This window comes from Streptomyces sp. NPDC090445 (assembly GCF_044769385.1).
Classification (GTDB): domain Bacteria; phylum Actinomycetota; class Actinomycetes; order Streptomycetales; family Streptomycetaceae; genus Streptomyces.
The window spans coordinates 66,012-85,167 of record NZ_JBIVXV010000001.1 but is presented as its reverse complement, the minus strand read 5'-3'; the positions used below and the strand labels follow the sequence as shown (position 1 = coordinate 85,167).

Annotated in this window: 21 protein-coding genes; 11 read left to right on the top strand and 10 right to left on the bottom strand. The window is 73.4% G+C overall.

The features are described from left to right. Positions 1-68 precede the first annotated feature (68 nt). Together ACIQUT_RS00390 and ACIQUT_RS00385 are read left to right on the top strand one after the other, a co-directional pair. Positions 69-404 (top strand): hypothetical protein, encoded by a 336-nt coding sequence (locus ACIQUT_RS00390; protein ID WP_403557692.1) that lies wholly within the window; start codon positions 69-71, stop codon positions 402-404. Next, a complete protein-coding gene (locus tag ACIQUT_RS00385) occupies positions 401-904 on the top strand; it encodes a hypothetical protein (RefSeq protein WP_403557690.1) in 504 nt (167 codons plus the stop codon). The genes ACIQUT_RS00390 and ACIQUT_RS00385 overlap by 4 nt, the downstream gene beginning before the upstream one ends. A gap of 195 nt (positions 905-1,099) precedes the next feature. Here ACIQUT_RS00385 and ACIQUT_RS00380 read toward each other — a convergent pair whose 3' ends face one another. From ACIQUT_RS00380 to ACIQUT_RS00355, 6 genes are all read right to left on the bottom strand, one after another. Then, complete coding sequence (locus tag ACIQUT_RS00380; RefSeq protein ID WP_403557688.1) at positions 1,100-2,794, bottom strand: DUF885 domain-containing protein; 1,695 nt, start codon at positions 2,792-2,794, stop codon at positions 1,100-1,102. A 113-nt stretch (positions 2,795-2,907) separates the two neighbouring features. After that, positions 2,908-3,501, bottom strand: a complete 594-nt coding sequence (locus ACIQUT_RS00375; RefSeq protein ID WP_403557686.1) for a response regulator transcription factor — start codon at positions 3,499-3,501, stop codon at positions 2,908-2,910. A gap of 210 nt (positions 3,502-3,711) precedes the next feature. Then, positions 3,712-4,218, bottom strand: a complete 507-nt coding sequence (locus ACIQUT_RS00370) for a GNAT family N-acetyltransferase (protein WP_403557684.1) — start codon at positions 4,216-4,218, stop codon at positions 3,712-3,714. Then, on the bottom strand, positions 4,211-5,506 hold the full coding sequence (locus ACIQUT_RS00365; RefSeq protein ID WP_403557682.1) for an MDR family MFS transporter: 1,296 nt from the start codon (positions 5,504-5,506) through the stop codon (positions 4,211-4,213). Before ACIQUT_RS00365 ends, ACIQUT_RS00370 begins: the two co-directional genes overlap by 8 nt. 9 nt (positions 5,507-5,515) lie before the next feature. Further along, positions 5,516-7,705 carry a YcaO-like family protein gene (locus ACIQUT_RS00360; RefSeq protein ID WP_403557680.1) on the bottom strand — a complete coding sequence of 730 codons (2,190 nt, stop codon included), beginning with the start codon at positions 7,703-7,705 and terminating at the stop codon, positions 5,516-5,518. A gap of 80 nt (positions 7,706-7,785) precedes the next feature. Then, on the bottom strand, positions 7,786-8,100 hold the full coding sequence (locus tag ACIQUT_RS00355) for a hypothetical protein (RefSeq protein WP_403557678.1): 315 nt from the start codon (positions 8,098-8,100) through the stop codon (positions 7,786-7,788). A gap of 96 nt (positions 8,101-8,196) precedes the next feature. Between ACIQUT_RS00355 and ACIQUT_RS00350 the strand changes: the two genes are divergently transcribed. Next, entirely contained in the window at positions 8,197-9,297 is a 1,101-nt protein-coding gene (locus ACIQUT_RS00350; protein WP_403557676.1) for a M20 family metallopeptidase, read from the top strand. 96 nt (positions 9,298-9,393) lie between these two features. Here the strand turns inward: ACIQUT_RS00350 and ACIQUT_RS00345 are convergent, their stop codons facing one another. After that, the gene (locus tag ACIQUT_RS00345; protein ID WP_403557674.1) at positions 9,394-10,407 is read right to left on the bottom strand and encodes a GlxA family transcriptional regulator; all 1,014 of its coding nucleotides are present in this window, start codon (positions 10,405-10,407) and stop codon (positions 9,394-9,396) included. Positions 10,408-10,452: 45 nt separating this feature from the next. On the opposite strand from ACIQUT_RS00345, the gene ACIQUT_RS00340 reads away from it, so the two are divergent. The 4 genes from ACIQUT_RS00340 (at position 10,453) to ACIQUT_RS00325 (ending at position 13,134) form a co-directional block, all read left to right on the top strand. Then, entirely contained in the window at positions 10,453-11,046 is a 594-nt protein-coding gene (locus ACIQUT_RS00340) for an MBL fold metallo-hydrolase (protein ID WP_403557672.1), read from the top strand. Positions 11,047-11,139: 93 nt separating this feature from the next. Then, positions 11,140-11,331, top strand: coding sequence for a hypothetical protein (locus tag ACIQUT_RS00335; protein WP_403557670.1), 192 nt, complete (start codon positions 11,140-11,142; stop codon positions 11,329-11,331). Next, positions 11,324-12,637 carry an adenosylmethionine--8-amino-7-oxononanoate transaminase gene (locus ACIQUT_RS00330; protein ID WP_403557668.1) on the top strand — a complete coding sequence of 438 codons (1,314 nt, stop codon included), beginning with the start codon at positions 11,324-11,326 and terminating at the stop codon, positions 12,635-12,637. Before ACIQUT_RS00335 ends, ACIQUT_RS00330 begins: the two co-directional genes overlap by 8 nt. Positions 12,638-12,678: 41 nt before the next feature. Then, the gene (locus ACIQUT_RS00325) at positions 12,679-13,134 is read left to right on the top strand and encodes a hypothetical protein (protein WP_403557667.1); all 456 of its coding nucleotides are present in this window, start codon (positions 12,679-12,681) and stop codon (positions 13,132-13,134) included. Between the two features lie 42 nt (positions 13,135-13,176). On the opposite strand, the gene ACIQUT_RS00320 is transcribed toward ACIQUT_RS00325, so the two are convergent. Continuing rightward, the gene (locus ACIQUT_RS00320) at positions 13,177-13,734 is read right to left on the bottom strand and encodes an SMI1/KNR4 family protein (protein WP_403557665.1); all 558 of its coding nucleotides are present in this window, start codon (positions 13,732-13,734) and stop codon (positions 13,177-13,179) included. Positions 13,735-13,822: 88 nt separating this feature from the next. Then, positions 13,823-14,686: a hypothetical protein gene (locus ACIQUT_RS00315; RefSeq protein ID WP_403557663.1), complete on the bottom strand. Its 864-nt coding sequence runs from the start codon at positions 14,684-14,686 to the stop codon at positions 13,823-13,825. Between the two features lie 186 nt (positions 14,687-14,872). On the opposite strand from ACIQUT_RS00315, the gene ACIQUT_RS00310 reads away from it, so the two are divergent. The 4 genes from ACIQUT_RS00310 to ACIQUT_RS00295 all read left to right on the top strand — a co-directional run bounded on the left by ACIQUT_RS00310 (position 14,873) and on the right by ACIQUT_RS00295 (position 17,872). Continuing rightward, entirely contained in the window at positions 14,873-15,073 is a 201-nt protein-coding gene (locus tag ACIQUT_RS00310) for a ferredoxin (RefSeq protein WP_385671003.1), read from the top strand. Beyond that, positions 15,070-15,573, top strand: a complete 504-nt coding sequence (locus tag ACIQUT_RS00305; RefSeq protein WP_403557661.1) for an NUDIX domain-containing protein — start codon at positions 15,070-15,072, stop codon at positions 15,571-15,573. Before ACIQUT_RS00310 ends, ACIQUT_RS00305 begins: the two co-directional genes overlap by 4 nt. A gap of 153 nt (positions 15,574-15,726) precedes the next feature. Next, positions 15,727-16,338, top strand: a complete 612-nt coding sequence (locus ACIQUT_RS00300; RefSeq protein ID WP_403557659.1) for an excalibur calcium-binding domain-containing protein — start codon at positions 15,727-15,729, stop codon at positions 16,336-16,338. A gap of 115 nt (positions 16,339-16,453) precedes the next feature. Then, on the top strand, positions 16,454-17,872 hold the full coding sequence (locus ACIQUT_RS00295; RefSeq protein WP_403557657.1) for a cytochrome P450: 1,419 nt from the start codon (positions 16,454-16,456) through the stop codon (positions 17,870-17,872). A gap of 40 nt (positions 17,873-17,912) precedes the next feature. On the opposite strand, the gene ACIQUT_RS00290 is transcribed toward ACIQUT_RS00295, so the two are convergent. Beyond that, entirely contained in the window at positions 17,913-19,151 is a 1,239-nt protein-coding gene (locus ACIQUT_RS00290) for a hypothetical protein (protein ID WP_403557655.1), read from the bottom strand. Between the last annotated feature and the right edge of the window lie 5 nt (positions 19,152-19,156).

The following is a 19,156-nucleotide window of genomic DNA, read 5'->3' as shown; positions in this document are numbered from 1 at the left end:
CCCTTGGAATCGATCATCTAGGGTGTGGGACTCGTAGCCCTCTCCCGTGTCTGGAAGGACATCCGCGCATGGGCCAGCTCCCTCCCGACGCCTTCGACGCCGCACAGATCGTCTGCGAAGGCATCACCTCGCTGACCGAGATCACCAACCGGCGCGGCTCCGCGGTGTGGAAGGTGACCGGGCCAGCGGAGACCGTCGCGGTGAAGTACGGCACCGGCGAAGGCGTCGCCGTCACCAGCCGTGATGCCGAAGTGCTGTACGACCTCGAACGGCCTGACGACCTTCTGGCCGGGGGCTCCAGCCGCGAGGTCGCGTGGGTCATCAACCGCTGGATCGACGCCCCCTCCACCTGGAAACGCTTCGAGTCCGTCCGCGCCGGAAACCGGTCCACGCCGGGGCGGTGAGTGCCGCCGTGGAGCTGTGTGACGCGGTCGCCGACCTCCACTCCACCGGATGGGTCCACGCCGACCTCCAGCCCTCCCACGGCCTCCACACCCCCCACGGAGTCCACCTCATCGACCTTGCCTGGGCCTGGCGACCCGGCTTCGACCCGGCGGACAACTTCAAGGGCGGCATCGTCCACGTCCTGGCCCCCGGGACCGCCGCCGACGTCACCAGCGGCATGCGCAGGATCTGGGTGACCCCCGAAGCCGAGGCCTACTCCCTCGCCGGAACCCTGTGGACCTGCATCACCGGGCGGTGGCCGCTCGACTACGACGCCGCAGGCATCAAGAGCGACGCCGGCCTCGACGAACGCCGCGCCCAGATCGCCAAACGCTCCCTCCCCTTCGACACCGCCCGCCCCTGGCCCGAACTCCGACAAGTCCTGCTCGACGTCCTCCGCGCCGAGCCCGATGACCGCCCCACCGCGGCCGAACTGGGTGTCGCCCTGGCCGCCGTCTGATCGAAGACCACCCCGCACAGCAGCGCCCCCTCTCCCGCATGGTGGGGAAAGGGGGCGCCGTTCACGGGGATCACCGCCTCCGGAAGCAGGTCGTGTAGCAGCACTCGGCCTCCGGCATCTGCTGCTCCTTCGGCGTTGGCGGAAGAGGCCTTCCCCACGGCGTGGTGGGGTGCGGCGGCGCCCGGGCGTGTTCCCTCAGAGCGCCGAGAGTTCGGCCAGGAGGTCGTCCAGGCCGAGCGAGCCCTGCGAGAGCGCGGCCATGTGCCAGGCCTTCAGGTCGAAGGCCGCGCCGTGCCGGGTCCGGGCCGCCTCGCGGCCCGCGAGCCAGACCCGCTCGCCGAGCTTGTAGCCGATGGCCTGGCCGGCCATGCCCAGGTAGCGGGTGATCTCGCTCTCGACGTAGTCGGCGGGGCGGCTGGTGTGCCGGGCGAGGAACTCCTGGGCCAGTCGCGGCGTCCAGCGCTCGCCCGGGTGGAACGGGGAGTCCTTCGGGATCTCCAGTTCCAGGTGCATGCCGATGTCGATGACGACGCGGACGGCCCGCATCATCTGCGCGTCCAGGTAGCCCAGCCGCCGCTCGGGGTCGGTCAGGTAGCCCAGCTCGTCCATGAGGCGCTCGGCGTACAGCGCCCAGCCCTCGGCGTTGGCGCCGACGCAGGCCACGGTGGTCTGGTAGCGGGAGAGGCGGTCGGCGACGTGCGCCCACTGGGCCAGCTGGAGGTGGTGGCCGGGTACGCCCTCGTGGTACCAGGTGGTGACCAGGTCGTAGACCGGGAAGCGGGTCTGGCCCATCGTCGGCAGCCAGGTGCGTCCGGGCCGGGAGAAGTCCAGTGACGGCTCGGTGTAGTAGGGGGCGGCGGCACTGCCCCGCGGGGCGATGTGCGACTCGACCCGGCGTACGCGTTCGGCCAGGTCGAAGTGGGTTCCGTCCAGCATGTCGATCGTGTCGTCCATCAGCGTCTGGAGCCACTGCCGGGTCTCCTCGACGCCTTCGACGGCCGCGCCGTGGCGGTCGCACCAGGCCAGCGCCTCCCAGGGGGTGCCGGCGCCCGGCAGGATCCTCGCGGCCTCGGTGCGCATCTCGGCGAGCAGCCGGTGGAACTCGGCCCAGCCGTACGCGTAGGCCTCGTCCAGGTCGAGGTCGGCGCCGTTGTGGTGGCGGGCGAGACGGACGTAGCGCTCCCGGCCGACGACGTCCGCAGCGCCCTCGACGGCCGGGGCGTAGCGGTCGCGGAGCCAGTCGCGCAGTTCCGCCAAGGCGCCGGTGGCCACCGCGGCGGCCGCGGTGAGCTCGCCCCGCAGCGGCTCGGGACCGGGGTCGGTGAACTCCGCGAACCAGCTCCGGTCCGTGCCGATCCATTCGGTCAACTGGCCGACGACGGCCGAGACCTGCCGCGGCCCCGCGGGCAGCTCGCGGGCGAGGCCGGCGTTCAGGGAGGCCCGGTAGCCCGCCAGGGCGTCCGGCACGGCGCGCAGCCGTCGCGCGATCGCGGCCCAGTCCTCGTCCGTGTCCGCGGGGGTGAGGGTGAAGGCGTAGCGGACCTGGTGCAGCGGTGAGCCGAGGTTGGCGACCGCGCGCAGGCCCTCGCCCGCCTCGTCCACGGCGAGTTCGGCGGTGAGCCGCTCGCGCAGCAGCCGGGCGCAGCGGCGCTCGGCGATGTCGTCCGCACCGGGGGCGGCCTCTGCCGCGGCCAGCTGCCGGAGGGTCGTACGGGCCAGCCCGGCCACCGCGTCCCGGCCCTCGGGCGAGAGGTCCGGGAGCCGGTCGGAACTTCCGGCGACGCCGAGGAAGGTGCCGGTGATCGGGTCGAGTCCGACGAGGGCGTCGACATGGGCGTCGGCCACCTGGCGGGGCAGCGGACCGCCGCCGGGATTGCTGGTATGGGGCATGCGAGCCGTCCTTTCACCGATGCTTCTGCAATACGTCATTCGGATGCCGGCAGTGGGTGTTCATGCCGTGGTCGATGTGCTGCGCATTCGCCGCCGTGCATTCCGCACGCGGGTCAGATCCATTCGTTGTTCCGGGCGATGCGCAGCGCGTCGATGCGATTGCGTGCGCCCAGGTTCACGACGATGGTGGAAACGTAGTTGCGTACCGTCCCTTCGGACAGGGACAGCCGGGCGGCGATCTCCTCCACCGTGTCACCGCGGTGGAGGCGGTCGAGGACGGACGACTGCCGGGGGGTCAGCGGGCAGTCCCCGTCGGCCACGGCCGCGACCGCCAGCTCGGTGTCGAAGGCCCGCTCGCCGCGGTGCACCCGATGGACGGCCTCGAAAAGGCGCTCGGGCGGGACACCGCGGCGCACCATTCCGTCGATTCCCCCGGCGAAGACCCTGCGGACGACCGGCCGGACGCACGCGGTGGCGACCAGCAGTGTGCGGACCGTCGGAAGGATGGCGATCTTCTCGGCGACGTCGACCGTTTCCTCGTCCCTGCCGTCGAAACTGACGATCACGACATCGGGTCGATTCAACTCGGCGAACTCAAGTGCGGCATAGATGCCGTCCACCGATCCCACGACTCTGATGTCCGGATGCTGTTCCAGCAATGCCGTGAGTGAATGCCGGGACAGGGCCAGGCCATCGTGAACGAGCACATCGACCCTCATTCGGTTCCCCCTGTGAAGTGAGACGATGCAGCAACAGCGTGCACACCGGACACCCTTGCACGCGGACGCGCTCCGGACGCCGAACCGACCGCTGCCTCTGTCAGCTCGGCCCCGGCGGGGGTGCCGGGGCCGGGCGGAGGCGGTCTCCTGCGCGGGGGCGGGCGGGGTGGCGGCGTGGGCGGCGGCCCCTCGCCCCGGTCACCGCAGCGGCGTCAGGGGGAGGGCGAGGAGGTCCACACCGTGTGGTGGGCCCGTGAGTTCGCCGACCTTCGCCCAGCCCCACCGCCGGTACAGCTCGCGCGCCGAAGCCCGGCTCGACGCGGCGAGTACGGCGAACGGCTCGGCGCGGTCGGCCAGCAGCAGGTCCAGCAGCTCGCGCCCGTGCCCTCGGCCGCGCAGCTCACCGACGACCGCGAGCTCGTAGACGTAGAACAGCGGCCGGCGCAGCCACGGCGGCGCCGGCGCGGCCGCGCGCGGATGCCACCACCCCTCCTCGCGGTGCACGCCGTAGGCGAAACCGCCGAGCACGCCGCCGTCGCGGACGGTGGTCACGGAGAAGCCGGGCAGCGCCGCGTGGCCGGCCAGCTGCCGGGCGAAGCCGTCCGCGGCCGCCGCGTCCTCGTGGTACGGCGGCTCGCGGTAGACCCGGTGGTAGACGACGCGGAACTCCTCGGGGCGGCGGACCTCGGACCCGCGCTCAGGCATCGACGGTCTCGCGCTGGACGTGCGCGGGCAGCACCCGGTGGAGTCGCCGGAGCAGCACGACCGCCACGAGGCAGCAGACGCCGAGCGCGAGCCACGGCAGGCCCGCCCCCCGCGCCAGCAGCCAGGTGAACACCGTCGGAGCCAGCACCTTGGCCAGGCTCCACATCAGCTCCTCCAGCCCCAGGTACCGGCCGCGGAGGTGCCCCGCGGCCATCCCCACGATCAGTGCACTGCTGGTCGGGGCCTGGAGCAGCTCCGCGACCGTGAAGACGACCATGCCCAGGACGAGCACGCCGAGGGCCGGCCCGGCGTACTCGCCGGGCACCGCCGCGAACAGGGCGAAGGACACCATCCACAGGACGGCAGCCACCTGGAGCACTGCGGGCCGCCGGTACCGCTCGACCGCCCTGGCCAGAGCGGTCTGTGCCAGCACCACCATGACGGTGTTGATGGCGAACAGCATCCCCGGCTGCCAGGCCGGCAACCCGCGCGCCTCGATCACGTACGCGCTCAGCAGCACGGTCAGCGCGAGGTCGCACAGCGCGAACACCCAGACGGTGGCCAGGACGCCGAGGAACGCCCGGTCGGCGAGCACCTCCCGGTACCCGCCGCGCCGCTGCTCCGGAGCGTCCCCGGCCGGGACGCCGTCCCCGGCCGGAACGACCGGGCCGGCGGCTCCGGCGGCTCCGGCGGGGCGTGGGACGGCGGTCCGGCGCCAGGTCGCGACCAGCCCGGCCGCGGCGAGGAACGACACGGCGTTCAGCGCGACCACGGCCGTGTAGCCCGAGGTGCCGCCCCAGCCGACGAGCGTGCTGCCCACCAGTCCGCCGGCACCGATCCCGGCGTTGCGCAGGGACCGGTCCATCGCGTACCAGCGCGCCCGGTGCCCGTCGTCGGCGACCTGCGCCACCAGCGCGAAGACCGCGGGCCGGAACAGGCTGTCGCCCCACATGGTGGCGGTGACCAGCAGGACCAGCTGCCAGGGCGTGTCGGTGAACACGTAGGCGGTGAAGGTCAGGACGCGGATCAGGTTGCTCGCGACCAGCACGCCCCGCGGTCCGATCCGGTCGATCAGCCGGCCCCCCAGCGGTCCGGCGGGCAGCGAGAGCAGCGCGCCGGCGGACAGCATCAGGCCGACCGTGGTGAGGGGGATGCCCTTGGCTGCGTGGAAGTACACGACGGCGAACGGGAGGAAGAGCCCGGTGCCCAGGGCGTCGACGACCTGCGCGACGATCAGGGGTCTGCGGCCCGTGGTGTTCGGCAGGCCGAGTGTGTCGATGACAGCCATCGGTGTCCCTCACGCGTGGGGTAGGGGGAAGACGTTGAACTCGTCCTCGGACAGCGGCCGCGACCGCCGGCCGAGCCGGACGCCCGCACGGCCGATCCTGCCGTCGCCCCACATGGGCATGCCGGCGGGGAAGTTCGACACGAGGCCGGGCACGATCGTGTGGGCGGCGCTGAACCCGGCCGCTTCGGCGTCACAGGTCGTCAGGTCGACGCTGATCACTTCAAAGCCGCGGGCCTCGACCCGTTCGCGGTACGCGTCGAGGCTCCGCCGCGCGAGCGCGGGCAGTCCGTCCCAGGGGCGGGCGGGGAGGTCCTGCAGCCAGGGCGCGACCCGCTCGCCCGCCCGAGGGTCGAGGTGGACCTGCTGCTGGCACAGCAGGTCCCGGACGTCGCCGAAGTCCGGGCGGTAGGAGTCGAGATAGCGGCGGTCGGCGCGGTACGGCTTGAGGTTGGCCAGGTGCGGCAGCTCCGCCACGCCGCCGGCCAGCGCCTTGTCGTCGTCGAGGAAGCGGCAGGTGTGGTGCAGGGTGAACCCCTCGGCGAGGGCCTTCTCCGCCGCCTCGTGCGGGTCGGGGCGGGTGGCGAAGCCGATGGCCAGCCACCCGTGGGCGCGGTCGCGCACGACCGCGGCGAGGACGGGGACGTCGAACTCGTTGTCCAGGTGGATCAGGGTGATGTCGTACGTGTCCAGGCTGTCCGCGACGAGCTCGCGGATCCGGTCGGTCACCGGCAGCCGGGGGAGGCGGGCGGCGTTCGCCCACCACAGCATGGTGGTGTCGCGCTCGATGACCTCTTCGAGGCCCGAGGTGACGGCGTGCTCCTCGCTGACGCCGCAGGCCACGCCGGCCACCAGCGGGTCGGAGTAGGCGACCGGGTCGTGCTCTGCGTGGGCGACCAGGAAGGAGGGGACCCACACCGGCTCGCCGGTCGTCCACGAGCGGCCCTCGACCCAGGCGCACTCGGCGTCCACGGTCAGCGGCGCGAAGGGGAAGCCCTCGCTGCGGTACTGCCGCTGCGAGTACAGGTGCAGCCGGCGCGGGTCGAGCGCGGGCACCCCGGCCCTGCGCAGCTGTGCGTGGCTGCCGTACCGGAGCCGGTCCTCGGGGAGCCGGCTGCCGCAGTAGCGTTCGACCGCCTCGCCGACGGCGCTGCGGCGGGCGGCGTCGAAATCGGACCAGGACGTGCCGAACGCCTGCCGGTCGTTGGGCCAGTCCGCGACGCGCCGCATGTCGGCGACGTCCACCGCGCACACCCGCAGCCGCGCGGGCATGCCCGGCAGGGGGGCCAGCTCCTGGACGCCGGTCACCACGCCGACCTGGTCGTCGACGAGCAGGTCCGCCTCGGCGTCGCCGCGCACCACGGGCCGCGGCCGGGTCGGAACCGGCAGGATGGTGCGCTGGATCCGGTCGAGCCGGCGCGGGTCGAGCTCGACCTCGTCGACGGCGGCCTCGCCCGTGATCCAGCGCTCCAGGTAGGTGCCGAGCTGCGCCAGCGTCCAGCGGACGTCGCCGTCGCGGAGCCGGTGGCGGTGGCCGTCGGGCTGCGGCGCGGCCCGCATCGCCTCGACGATCCGGGGGTCGTGTGCCGCGGACAGCCGGCGGTCCAGGACGTCCGCGAAGTCCGCCGTGGTACCGGGGGTGACGGCAGGGCCGAGGACGGCCCGGCCGCGTTCGTGGCGCAGCGGCAGCCAGCGCAGGCCGAGCCGGGCGCACAGCCCGTCGATACGGGCCAGTTCCCGGTGGGCGGGGTGGGCGAAGGCGGCGACGAGCACGGTGTCGCGGACGCCGACGGCGGACAGGTCCTCCGGGGCCGGCCCGACGTGCGCGTAGCCGGTGGTGCCGAGCGCGTGGGCGAGGGGGGCGGTGAGTTCCGGCGCGCCGGTGACGAGGACCGTGGTGCGTGCCACGCGCTCCGCCCGCTCGGCTTCGCGGGCGGGCTCGGCCGGGCGCAGGCAGCCGTCGTGCCGCAGGACGTCGAGCACTTCGGCGTATTCGGGGGCCATTCCCGCGAGCAGTTCGCTGCGGGACCTCGTGCCGTCGCAGCGTGCCAGCCATGCGCGGAATTCGGAGGGCGGGGCGGAAATGTAGAACTGCCCGCCGTTCGGGGTGGAGAGAAAGCACAGATCCTGTTCGAGGTCGTATGTCTCCGCGCCCACGAGTTCCAGAGCGGTGGTGTCGTCCGCCGGCATGTCAGCCCCCATGGAAATGACTCCTTGTGCAAAAGTGCCACGGTCCCGGGAGGAACCCGGGACCGTGGTGGAAGGACCTCAGAGGGTCACCTTCACTTGGCAACCGAGCGGTTGTGCACGACGGCGCGGTTGTGCACGACCGCACGGTTGTGGACGACGGCGCGGTTGTGGACGACGGCGGTGACGACGTTGGCCTTGACGGTCGAGATCATGGAAATACCTCCCGTTTCGCTTTCGGTGACGGGAAAAACGTTACGGGTGTCCAAAGTCGCCGCCCAGATGCATTCCTCACGAACCTTCATGGATACTGCACGGTCCACGGGAGCCGCCGTCCGGGAATTCGTCAGGTCCAACACGCCCGCGACGGCGCGCAGTTCGGCCGCGGTGCGGGCGGCGGGAGCGATCACGGGCCGGCACTCCGCCGGGCAGGCCCGCGGCCGGGCGGCGGTGCGCCCGCTGCGGCGCTCAAGCGGCGTTGCGGGCGTGCGGATTAGGGTTTGCGCATGACGACGCAGAAGACAAGCCGTGTGCGTGTGGAAGCGATGCTCGATGACCTCAGGACCCTCGTCGAAACCGAGTCGCCGTCGCGCGACCCCGACGCCCTGACGGCTTCGGCGAAGGCCGTCGCCGGCGTCATCGAGCACCGCCTCGGCGGGCACGCCGTCCTCGTCGACAGCGAGGCCGGGCCGCACGTCCACTGGTCGGGCGGCGGCGAGCCCAAGGTCCTGATCCTCGGCCACCACGACACGGTGTTCCCGCTCGGCACCCTAGAGCGGCGCCCGTTCGCCGTCGAGAACGGGCATGCGACCGGCCCCGGGGTCTTCGACATGCTCGGCGGCCTCGTGCAGGCCGTGCACGGGGTGGCCGCGCTCGGGGACCGGTCGGGCGTGGAGATCCTGGTGACCGCCGACGAGGAGGTCGGCTCCCGCTCCTCGCGGGCCCTCATCGAGGAACGGGCCCTGGCCTGCGGGGCGGTGCTCGTGGTCGAGGGCGCCGCGGACGGCGGCGGCCTCAAGACCGGCCGCAAGGGCTGCGGTTCCTTCCACGTCTCCATCACGGGCCGGGCCTCGCACGCCGGCCTCGAACCCGCCGCCGGGGTGAACGCCCTGGTCGAGGCGGCGCACCAGGTGCTGGACATCGCGGCGCTCGGCCGGCCCGGCATCGGCACCACGGTCACCCCGACCGTCGCCGCCGCGGGCACCCTGGACAACGTCGTCCCCGCCGAGGCGACCGTCAGCGTCGACGTGCGGGTGGAGTCGGACGAGGAGAAGGAACGGATCGAGTCGGCCTTCGCCGCCCTGACCCCGCACCTCGACGGGGCGGAGATCACGGTGGAGGGCTCCATCGGCCGGCCCCCGATGCCCGAGTCGGCGTCCGCCGAACTCTTCGCACTGGCCCAGGAGTTGCTCCCCGGTATCGAGGGCCGGGCGGTCGGCGGCGGCAGCGACGGCAACTTCACCGCCGCCCTGGGCGTGCCCACCCTGGACGGCCTCGGCGCGGTCGGCGGCGGCGCCCACGCCGACCACGAGTACGTGGTGGTCGAGGCGATGGCCGAGCGCGCCCACCTGGTCGCCGGCCTGGTCGCCGCCCTCCGGAACGCCTGACCGGCGCCCCGCGGGCCGCACGGCTCATCGGGCCGCACGGCTCATCGGGCCGGCCACGGCTCATCCGGCCGCACGGCTCATCGGGCCGGCCACGGCTCATCCGGCCGTACGGGGCGTCCGGGTGAAGGAGCGGCGGTACGAGCGGGGCGGGATCCCCCTGCGGCGGACGAACTGCTCGCGCAGGACGGCCGCGCTGCCGTAGCCGACCCTGCGGGCGATCTCCTCGACCGGCAGGTCCGTCGTCTCCAGGAGTTCCTCGGCGCTGCTCAGCCGCAGCTCCCGCAGCCAGGCGTGCGGGGTGGTGCCGGTGGCCGCGCCGAACCGGCGGGCGAAGGACCGTTTGCTCATCACGGCGCGCCGGGCCAGTTCCGCGACCGGGAGCGGCTCGTGGAGGTGTGCGCGGGCCCAGGCGAGCACGTCGGCGAGGCGCTCGTCCTGGCCCTCCTCGGGAACGGGGACGGCCAGGTACTGGGCCTGCCCGCCGTCGCGGTGCGAGGGCAGCACCATGTCCCGGGCGATGTGGTTGGCCACGGCGGCACCGTGCTCGCGCCTGATCAGGTGCAGGCACAGGTCGGCGCCGGCGGCGGCTCCCGCGCCGGTGGCGATCTGCCCCTCGTCGAGGTACAGGGCATCGGCTTCGACGGTGACGGACGGGTGGCTGCGGGCCAGCAGCCCGGCGAACCGCCAGTGGGTGGTGGCCCGGCGGCCGTCGAGCAGTCCGGCGGCGGCGAGCGTGAACGTGCCCGTGCAGTGGGCGGCGATCAGCGCGCCGCGCCCGTGTGCCGCCGACAGTGCGGCGAGGACTTCGGTGCCGGGCGGCGTGCGGAAGCCGGCGCCCGGCAGGACGATCACGAGATCGGCGGCGGCCAGCCGGTCCAGGCCGTGCGCGACGGTCAGCGGCACGCCGGCGTCGGTGGTGACGCTTCCCGGCCGGTCGCCGCACAGGGCGAAGTCGAAGCCGGGCAGTTCCTCCCCGTGCGGGCCGAAGACCTCGGCGACGATGCCGACGGCGAGCAGGCCGACTCCCGGCGGGGCGTACGCGGCGACGGTCGTGAAGGGAGGCACGCGCCAAGTGTGGCAGTGTGGCAGTTTTCCTGCGATCGGCGGCATCAGTGCCACTCGTCGGCGGCCGGCCCGCCCGACAAGATCGAGGACATGACAGACGCACCGGCCGGCCGCAGCGCCGCCTACCGGATCCTGACGACCGGTTACACCCTCTCCACGGGCCCGGGAGTGGCCGCCACCGTCTCCTACCTCTCCGATGCGGGCCGGCACGTGATCGTCGACCCGGGCATGGTGGCGAGCCGCGACCGCATCCTGGGCCCGCTCGCCGAGCGGGGACTCGGGCCCGACGACATCACCGACGTGGTGCTCAGCCACCACCACCCCGACAACACCATGAACGTGGGCCTGTTCGGGCGGGCGAGGGTGCACGACCACAAGGCGATCTACGAGGCCGACCAGTGGACCGACCGCGATGCCGAGGGATACGAGCTCACCCCGTCGCTGCGGTTGATCCGCACCCCGGGGCACAGCCCCGAGGACATCACGCTGCTCGCGGGCACGGATGCGGGCGTGGTGGCGTTCGTGGGGGACCTGTGGTGGCGCCCGGACGGCCCGGCGGACGACCCGGTGGCCCCGGACCGCGACCTGCTGCGGGCCTCCCGGCTCCGGGTGCTGGCCGCCGCGGACCTGATCGTGCCGGGCCACGGCGCGCCGTTCAAGGCCGACGACACCGCACCGCGCTGAAGACCGGGGCGCGGCCGATTACGGGTAGACACTGTCTACTCACCTCTGGTAGACAGTGTCTAGGCCGCGCTTCCCCCAACGAGGACAGGTGACATGAAGCCCGACTCCGCAGTCGACCGCAGACCCGGGGCGCCGGCCCGGGCCACCGACTACGACACCTCGGAGATGCTGCGCCAGGTGTTCCTGCGCGCACGGTCCGCCCCGCCCCCGCCCGGACTGGCCGCCCCCTTACGGGGCGGCGGCCTCGCCGGGCGGGCGGGAACGGATGCGATGCCCCATGCCTGAGCCCCTCGGCACCGGCCGGCTCCTGGCCCTGGACAAGCAGCACGTGTGGCACCCCTACAGCCCCATGCCCGGCCGGGCCGACCCGCTGGTCGTCCACTCCGCCGCCGGGGTCCGCCTGCGACTCGCCGAGCCGATCGGCGGGACGGACGAGCTGATCGACGGCATGTCCTCGTGGTGGTCGGCGATCCACGGGTACACCCACCCCGTCCTCAACGAGGCGGCGCACGCCCAACTGGAACGGATGAGCCACGTGATGTTCGGCGGGCTCACGCACGAGCCTGCGGTCCGACTGGCCGCCCGGCTGGTGGAGATCACACCGGAGCCGCTCCAGCACGTCTTCTTCTCGGACTCCGGCTCGGTTTCGGTCGAGGTCGCGATCAAGATGTGCCTCCAGTACTGGCGTTCCGCCGGCCGGCCGCTCAAGCGGCGGCTCCTCACCTGGCGCGGCGGCTACCACGGCGACACCTGGCAGCCGATGTCGGTGTGCGACCCGGACGGCGGAATGCACTCCCTGTGGTCCGGCGCCCTGCCCCGGCAGGTCTTCGCCGAGGCGCCGCCCGCCGGTTTCGACGCCGAACCGGACCCGGCGTACGCGGCGCACGTACGGGAGCTGATCGCCCGGCACGCCCACGAGCTGGCCGCCGTGATCGTCGAGCCGGTGGTGCAGAACGCGGGCGGGATGCGCTTCCACACCCCGGCCTACCTGACGGTGCTGCGGGAGGCGTGCGACGAGCACGGCGTACTGCTGGTCTTCGACGAGATCGCCACGGGCTTCGGCCGGACCGGTGCGCTCTTCGCGGCGGAACACGCCGGGGTCTCGCCCGATGTCATGTGCGTCGGCAAGGCCCTGACCGGCGGATACCTCACCATGGCGGCGACCCTGTGCACGTCGCGGGTCGCGGAGGGGATCTCGCGCGGCGAGGTGCCGGTACTCGCCCACGGGCCGACCTTCATGGCCAACCCGCTCGCGGCCGCGGTCGCCAACGCCTCGCTCGACCTGCTGCTCGGGCAGGACTGGCAGCGCGAGGTCAGGCGGATCGAGGCCGGGCTGCGCGACGGACTGGCCCCGGCAGCCGGCCTGCCCGGCGTGCGGGACGTACGCGTCCTCGGCGCCATCGGCGTGGTCCAGCTGGACCACCGCCTCGACGCGGCCGCCATGGCCGCCGCGACGCAGGCGGCCGCCCGGCAGGGGGTGTGGCTGCGCCCCTTCGGAGACCTGGTCTACACGATGCCGCCGTACGTCACCGCGGACGCCGACGTGGCCCGGATCTGCGCGGCCGTGCGGGCCGCCGCCACGGCCGCCTGAGCGGGCGGACGTTCGTCTTTCGGGATCACGGAGGTTTCCCCATGGGCGGGGTCTTCAAAGTGGCGGGCGCGGCATGTGTCGGCGCCTTCACGGGATGGTGGGCGACGGGCCTGTGGCAGTGGGCGGTGGAATCGGACGAGCGGGCCTGCGAGGACAGCCCCTCGGTGTGTCTGACGCTCTATCCGCCGGCAGGGTTCGGCAGTTGGCTGGTCCTGGCCTCGATCGTGTTCTTCTTCGCGCTGAGCCTGCTGGATGTCAGACCCCGGTCGGCGACCGTCCCCGCGTGCGTGTTCCTGCAGACGGTCTCCCTGGCGGTTCTTTCCCTGTTCTCGCAGCACGAGTACGTGGAGCTGTCGGCGGTGGCCCTGGCGGTCCTGGGGCTCGGTCCGGCGCTCGTTGCCGTGTGCACGATCCCCGGATGGCGCCGCGTGGGGGCCACCGGCATCGGGGCGCTGCTGGCCACGGGTCTCGTGACGTACTTCTGGGCCGTCAGCTGACGGACCGGGAGCCGCGACGCCGCAGAGGCTCCTCGGAGTCGGTCATGCCGGCTCGTCCGCCTCGTCCGCTTCCCGGTGCTCGGCCAACCGGTAGGGGACGTCGACCCATTCGAAGCAGTCCCGGCTGATCAGCGGAACCTCCGCGGGTTCGCTCAGCACGCGTTCCAGGAAATCGACGAAACCCATCCGGTGCCAGTCCCATTCCCAGGTGTCCCACCGGACCATGACGGTCCAGTCGTCGGTGCCGTCGTCCGGGGGGCGGAGGAAGACCCGGTCCCCCTCGAAGGTCTCCACCACCGGGACGAGTCCGCCTGCCTCCGGTATGACGGGATGGGGAAACTCCTCGGGACAGTAGTCCTGCGAAGTCCGCGCCTCCTGGGAGACGTAGGCGATGTAGCCCGGGAGGTTAAGCGCGGCACCACGCGGGTGGGACACGTAGAACGTGCCGTACAGCACACAGGGTCCGTAGGCCGATACGAACCACTTGTAGTCGTCGGGCAGAGCCAGCCCCCACTCCCCCTCCACACGGTCCCAGGCCGGATCGGAGAAGCTGTTGAACTGGGGCTCACCCAGCAGGCTGACAAGGCGTGAGGGGTCCACCGGAAGTCCTGCTCGTCGAAGTGGTGGGCGTGGTCGCGTCAGGGTACACAGGCTGCCGGCCGCCTCGGCGGATCGCGTGGCACGCCGCTCACCGCTGCGGCGGGAGAGCGGTGAGGGTGCGGTCGGGGCGGCCGGCGTCGCGGGCCTCGCGCGTCGGGTAAAAGCGCCACTCGCCGTCGCGGAGCTCCGCGACCGGGTCGGACCAGTGCTCGTGCGGCTCCGGGTCCACGATCTGGGTGGTGGCGGTGGCGACGTCGTGGATCACCAGCGAGAGGATCGCGATCGTCCCCATGCCGTAGTGCCCCTGCAAGGGGTGGTCGTCGGGGGCAGCCATCTCGATGACGAAGAAGCGGTCGTCCACCCAGTAGCCGGTCTCGTCGAGGAAGCTCGGCGCTTCCACCCGGACCCCGTCCACCCACAGCATCACCCGGGACCACTTGCCCTGGACGGTCACCGCGCGGTGCCGGTCGTCGGCGGTGAACACGGCCCGGACCGCGTACCGGCTGTAGCAGTCCCAGAAGTCGCTGCAGGCGCCGGCCACCGGGCCCTGGCGCAGCCGCGGCCGCTCGCCCGCGGGCGGCGGCACGAGCTCCTGCGAGCAGGTCTGCGGCTCCCGGCAGGAGCGGTCGATCCGGCGGGTGCAGCCGAGGCCCAGCGCCGCGAAGTCGCGGGGCGCCAGCCGGGAGAGCAGCTCGCCCAGCCGCTCGCTGAACGCGTCCTCGCCGAGCCGGGCGATCTGCCCGACCGCGTCCCCCCACCACTGCCCGACCGCGAGCGCCTCGGGCGAACGGCTCAGCCAGTCATGCCACGGGTCGGCCTCCGGCCCCGGCTCCGGCTCCGGCTCCGGCTCCGGCTCCGGCTCCGGCGCCCGCCGTCGTGCCCGTACGGTGTCCGGCCCCGTCCCGGCGGTCGGCCGGTTCCTTCGTCTGCGCCACGGCCACATCGCGACCACCCCCCGCGGGCGATCGTAGGCCCGGGACGTGGCCGGACACCCGCGGTTTATGGCGCCGGGCGGGCGCCCCCGGCTCGTCCGAAGGGGTGATTGTCGGGGCGACTCACCGCTCCGGGCGCCCCCGGCGGCGATCATGAGCAGCGCGCATGCGACCGCGTGCACCGGGATGCCAGAAGGGCCGGATCCATGTCCGACAGGATCACCATCGACACCGACGTCTGCATCGGCAGCAGCCAGTGCGCCCTGCGCGCGCCCGCGGTGTTCACCAGTGACGACGACGGGTTCGGGATGGTGATCCCCGGCCGGGAGGACGGCGGCGGCGACCCCATGCTGAAGGAGGCCGCCCGGGCCTGTCCCGTGCAGGCGATCACCCTGCCCGGCGCGTGACCTCCACCTGGCTGCCGCCCGAGGAGTTCGCCGCGACCCTGCCGAAGGCGACCGCCTTCGCCTGCCTGTTCTTCACCGACGAGCAGGAACGGCCGGTGCAGCTGCGGGCGGTGTACTCGCGCAGCCACCCGTGGCAGTGGCCCGGCGGCGGCATGGAGGAGGGCGAGCGGCCCTGGGAGACCGCACTGCGCGAGTGCCGGGAGGAGACCGGCATCGTCCACGACGGCCCCCCGCGGCTCCTGACCACGGTCTTCGGGCTGCCGGGCAGGAAGTGGCCGTACAGCTCGATCGGCTTCGTCTTCGACGGGGGCCGGCTCACCACCGGGCAGATCCGGCGCATCGCCCTGGACCCGGCCGAGCACGACGACGTACGGGCGCTGCCGCTCGACCGGTGGCGGGACCTGATGCCGCCGCAGGACTTCGCGCGGCTCGAAGCCGCCATGGAGGCCCGCCGGACCGGGACCGCCACGTACTTCGACACCTGGGACTGGGGGGACTGAGACCGGCCCGACCGACCCGACCGATCGACCGGCTGGCTGGCCGACTGGCCTGAAAAGGCGTCACGCCGCGGCGGCGGGTGCGCGTACTCTGCGGCGGTTGCGCAGTGCGTCGATCTCGGGGGGCCGATCATGTTCCAGCGTCGGGGGTTTGCCGTGGCAGCGGCCGTGGGGGCGGTGGTCGCGCTGGCGGGCGGCTGCCAGGATCCCGCGTCGGCCGACAAGGGCAAGGGCGCGGACAAGCCATCCGCTGCCACCGCCGCGGCGCCGTCGCCGAGCGCGACCGGGCCGGTCATGCCGGCGGTGGTCGGGCAGAAGTTCGCCGATGCCGAGGCGGCCGTGAAGAAGCTGGTCACCGCCCCGATCGAGGCGCGGAGCGGGTACGTGGACGTGAAGCTCGCCGCCGACCACGCCCAGTGGTCCGTGTGCTTCCAGACTCCTGCCGCCCAGAGCCCGGTGAGCCCGGCCACGGCCGTCGAACTGTCGCTGGTGGCGCCCGGCACGCCCTGCCCCGCGCAGGCGGGCGCGACGCTGCGCCCGTCGAAGGCACCCGCGACTCCGACCGCCTCCGCCCCGAAGCCGGCGGCGTCGAAGCCCGCCTCCGGCGGCTCCTCGGGCGGCGGTTCCGGCGGCTCCTCGGGCGGCGTCGTCGTGTACAAGAGCTGCGCCGAGGCGAAGGCGGCGGGGGCGGCCCCGATCCGGCGCGGCCAGCCGGGCTACAGCCGCAGCCTCGACCGCGACAACGACGGCATCGCCTGCGACAAGTAGGCCGAACCGGCCACGAGGAGGACGGCCGGTTTCGACCGGATGGGTTCGCAGATCTCGCCACCGCGGGCCGGACCGTGCAGAATCGATCTGTCAGCACGGTGTCGAGGGGGCGGCCATGGCAGCAGTGGAATCACAGGCACGGGCGGACGGCGGCGCCGGCGCGGAGGTGCCGTCGCTCGCGGGGGTCCCGCTGCTGGGTTCGCTGTTCGACCTGAAGTCGGACTCGCTCGGCACCTACCTGCGCGCCCAGGCCCGGCACGGCGACGTCGTACGGATCACCGCGGGCCCGCCCGGTCTGCGGGCCGAGCTGTACTGCGTGTTCTCCGCCGAGGGCGCCCAGCAGGTCCTGGCGGCGCAGTCGGCCAACTTCCGCAAGGACAACACCTTCTACCAGGAGATCCGGGACTCCTTCGGCAACGGCCTGCTGACCAGCCAGGACGAGGACTACCTGCGGCAGCGGCGGCTGGTGCAGCCGCTGTTCACCAAGCGGCGCGTGGACGGCTACGCCGGTGCCGTCGCCGACGAGACGCAGGCCACCCTCACCGCGTGGGCCCAGGCCCCCGGCGGGGTCGTCGACGTCTCCGACGAGATGATGCAGCTCGCGCTGCGCGCCGTCGCCCGCATCCTCTTCGGTACCGACGTGGACGCCACCGTCGACGTCGTCGACCGGTGCTTCCCGGTCATCACCGAGTACGTGCTCCGCCGCGGCTACTCCCCCGCCAACGTCCCGCGGAACTGGCCCACGCCCGGCAACCGGCGGGCCGCCGCCGCGATGGACGAGCTGTACGCCGTGTGCGACCGGATCATCGCCGAGCGGCGTACCGCCTCCGGGGCCGGCGCAGGCGACGGCGCCGGGACGGGCGGCGAGGACCTGCTGAGCCTGCTGTCCGCCGCCGGCAGCACGCAGGACGGCGAGTTCGACGCGGCCGAGCTGCGCGACCAGGTGCTGGTCTTCCTGCTGGCGGGGCACGAGACGACCGCGACCTCGCTCGCCTTCTCCCTGCACCTGCTGGGCCGGCACCCCGAGCACCAGGCGCGGGCCCGCGAGGAGGTCCTCCGCGTCCTGGGCGACCGTACGCCCGAGGCCGCCGACCTGGAGCGGCTCCCGTACCTCACGCAGGTCCTGAAGGAGGCGATGCGGCTCTACCCGGCGGCCCCGGTCATCGGCCGCGGCTCCGTCGCCGCGACCGAGGTCGCGGGGCACGCCGTCCCGGCGGGCGCGGACGTGATCCTGGCCCCGTGGGTGACGCACCGCCACCCGCGGTACTGGCCGGACCCGGAGCGGTTCGACCCGGACCGCTTCACCCCGGAGGCGGAGGCCGAGCGGCCGCGGTATGCCTGGTTCCCGTTCGGCGGCGGCCCGCGTGCCTGCATCGGGCAGCACTTCTCGATGCTGGAGTCGGTGATCGCGCTGGCGATGCTGCTGCGGGCGTACGAGGTCGAGGCCGTGGACACCGACGTCCCGGTCAGCGCCGGGATCACCCTGCGCACCGAGGGCCCGATGCGCTGCCGGATCCGGAGTCTGGCCGGGTAGCTGCGGTCCGGCGCGGGCCCCGCCGGCCGCCGCCGGTCGGCTACACCAGTGCCCCGGTGAAGAACATCGCGCCCAGGAGGGCGTACTGGACCAGGCAGCCCAGCAGCAGGAGCGCCTGGACCCACCGGGGCAGGTTCTTGACGAGGACGAGCCCGACGAGCATCTGCGCGTGGTTGCGGTACCACGACATCTCCGCGCCGGCGAAGAACGGCAGCATGTAGATCGCCACGGTCAGGGTGAGGGCGGCCCATTCGGCGGCGTCGAGCCGGCGGTCCCGGACGAGCCGGACCGCGGCCGCGGTGACGACGAGCAGGACGAAGGCCGCGTTCAGCCAGAACTGCGGGCGGTGGGCCGCGAGGCCCTGCTCCACCAGCCACGTCAGCTTCCCCTCGGGCAGGTACCAGTTCCGGAACGGGAAGGCGTAGGCCTTTCCCATCTCGGCGAAGGGCTGGCGCAGGCCGCCCTGCCCGTAGCTGACCGCCTGGATCGTCTCGTACGCGTCCCAGCGGCCCGTGGCCTGCCACATGAGCCATTTCGCCCAGAGCACGCCGCAGGCCGCGACGGCCGCCGACAGCCCGGCCTTCGCGAACCGCACCGGCCTGCGGTCCCCGTGCCAGGCGAAGAGGGCGCTCAGGAGCAGCATGCCGACGACGGCCGCGCCGACGACGTGGCAGGACGCGGCCACGAAGCCTCCGGCGGCGGCCATGGCCCAGGAGCCGCGTTTCACCCCGGCGATGCTGACGAGCAGCGCCAGCGTGCCGAGGGCGATCGGGAACACGGCGTGGAGGTAGATGCCTCCGGGGAACACCGCGCCGATGGCGAGGGTGAGGCCGGTGGACCGGGTGAGGCGGGCGCCGAGCAGCCGCCACAGCACCGCGAACACGCCGAACAGGGCCGCTTCGGTGACGACCACGGCGGAGATCTCGTAGGGGAGGCCGGTGGCGGTGAGCGCCCGGACCGCCATGGGGTATCCGGGGAACCAGGCGACGTTGCCGCACATGACGTCGGGGAAGTCCGGGTGGCGTTCCCGGCACCAGAACATCTCGTAGCCGGTCCTGGCGATGGACAGGTAGTGCTCGGAGTCCCAGCGGCGGCGGCTCCCCGTGGACCAGTAGGAGATCCGGGATCCGTCGGCGGCCACGGATGCCTGCGCGACGAGCCAGGTGACGAGGTTCGAGAGCAGCCATGCGGCGAGCGGGGGCAGCAGGGCGTGCCGCCGGTCGCGGCGCGCCGGCCGGTCGGGGGCGGCGGCCGGTGCGGGGGCGGGGTCGGCGTTCACGTCAC

What these genes read in the sequence shown, in the direction of transcription:
- ACIQUT_RS00310 (WP_385671003.1), top strand. Translation starts at nt 14,873, where the DNA reads ATGTCCGACAGGATCACCATCGACACCGACGTCTGCATCGGCAGCAGC.
- ACIQUT_RS00295 (WP_403557657.1), top strand. Translation starts at nt 16,454, where the DNA reads ATGGCAGCAGTGGAATCACAGGCACGGGCGGACGGCGGCGCCGGCGCG.
- ACIQUT_RS00370 (WP_403557684.1), bottom strand. Translation starts at nt 4,218, where the DNA reads ATGCCTGAGCGCGGGTCCGAGGTCCGCCGCCCCGAGGAGTTCCGCGTC.
- ACIQUT_RS00350 (WP_403557676.1), top strand. Translation starts at nt 8,197, where the DNA reads ATGACGACGCAGAAGACAAGCCGTGTGCGTGTGGAAGCGATGCTCGAT.
- ACIQUT_RS00340 (WP_403557672.1), top strand. Translation starts at nt 10,453, where the DNA reads ATGACAGACGCACCGGCCGGCCGCAGCGCCGCCTACCGGATCCTGACG.
- ACIQUT_RS00380 (WP_403557688.1), bottom strand. Translation starts at nt 2,794, where the DNA reads ATGCCCCATACCAGCAATCCCGGCGGCGGTCCGCTGCCCCGCCAGGTG.
- ACIQUT_RS00335 (WP_403557670.1), top strand. Translation starts at nt 11,140, where the DNA reads ATGAAGCCCGACTCCGCAGTCGACCGCAGACCCGGGGCGCCGGCCCGG.
- ACIQUT_RS00345 (WP_403557674.1), bottom strand. Translation starts at nt 10,407, where the DNA reads ATGCCGCCGATCGCAGGAAAACTGCCACACTGCCACACTTGGCGCGTG.
- ACIQUT_RS00360 (WP_403557680.1), bottom strand. Translation starts at nt 7,705, where the DNA reads ATGGGGGCTGACATGCCGGCGGACGACACCACCGCTCTGGAACTCGTG.
- ACIQUT_RS00390 (WP_403557692.1), top strand. Translation starts at nt 69, where the DNA reads ATGGGCCAGCTCCCTCCCGACGCCTTCGACGCCGCACAGATCGTCTGC.
- ACIQUT_RS00325 (WP_403557667.1), top strand. Translation starts at nt 12,679, where the DNA reads ATGGGCGGGGTCTTCAAAGTGGCGGGCGCGGCATGTGTCGGCGCCTTC.
- ACIQUT_RS00330 (WP_403557668.1), top strand. Translation starts at nt 11,324, where the DNA reads ATGCCTGAGCCCCTCGGCACCGGCCGGCTCCTGGCCCTGGACAAGCAG.
- ACIQUT_RS00365 (WP_403557682.1), bottom strand. Translation starts at nt 5,506, where the DNA reads ATGGCTGTCATCGACACACTCGGCCTGCCGAACACCACGGGCCGCAGA.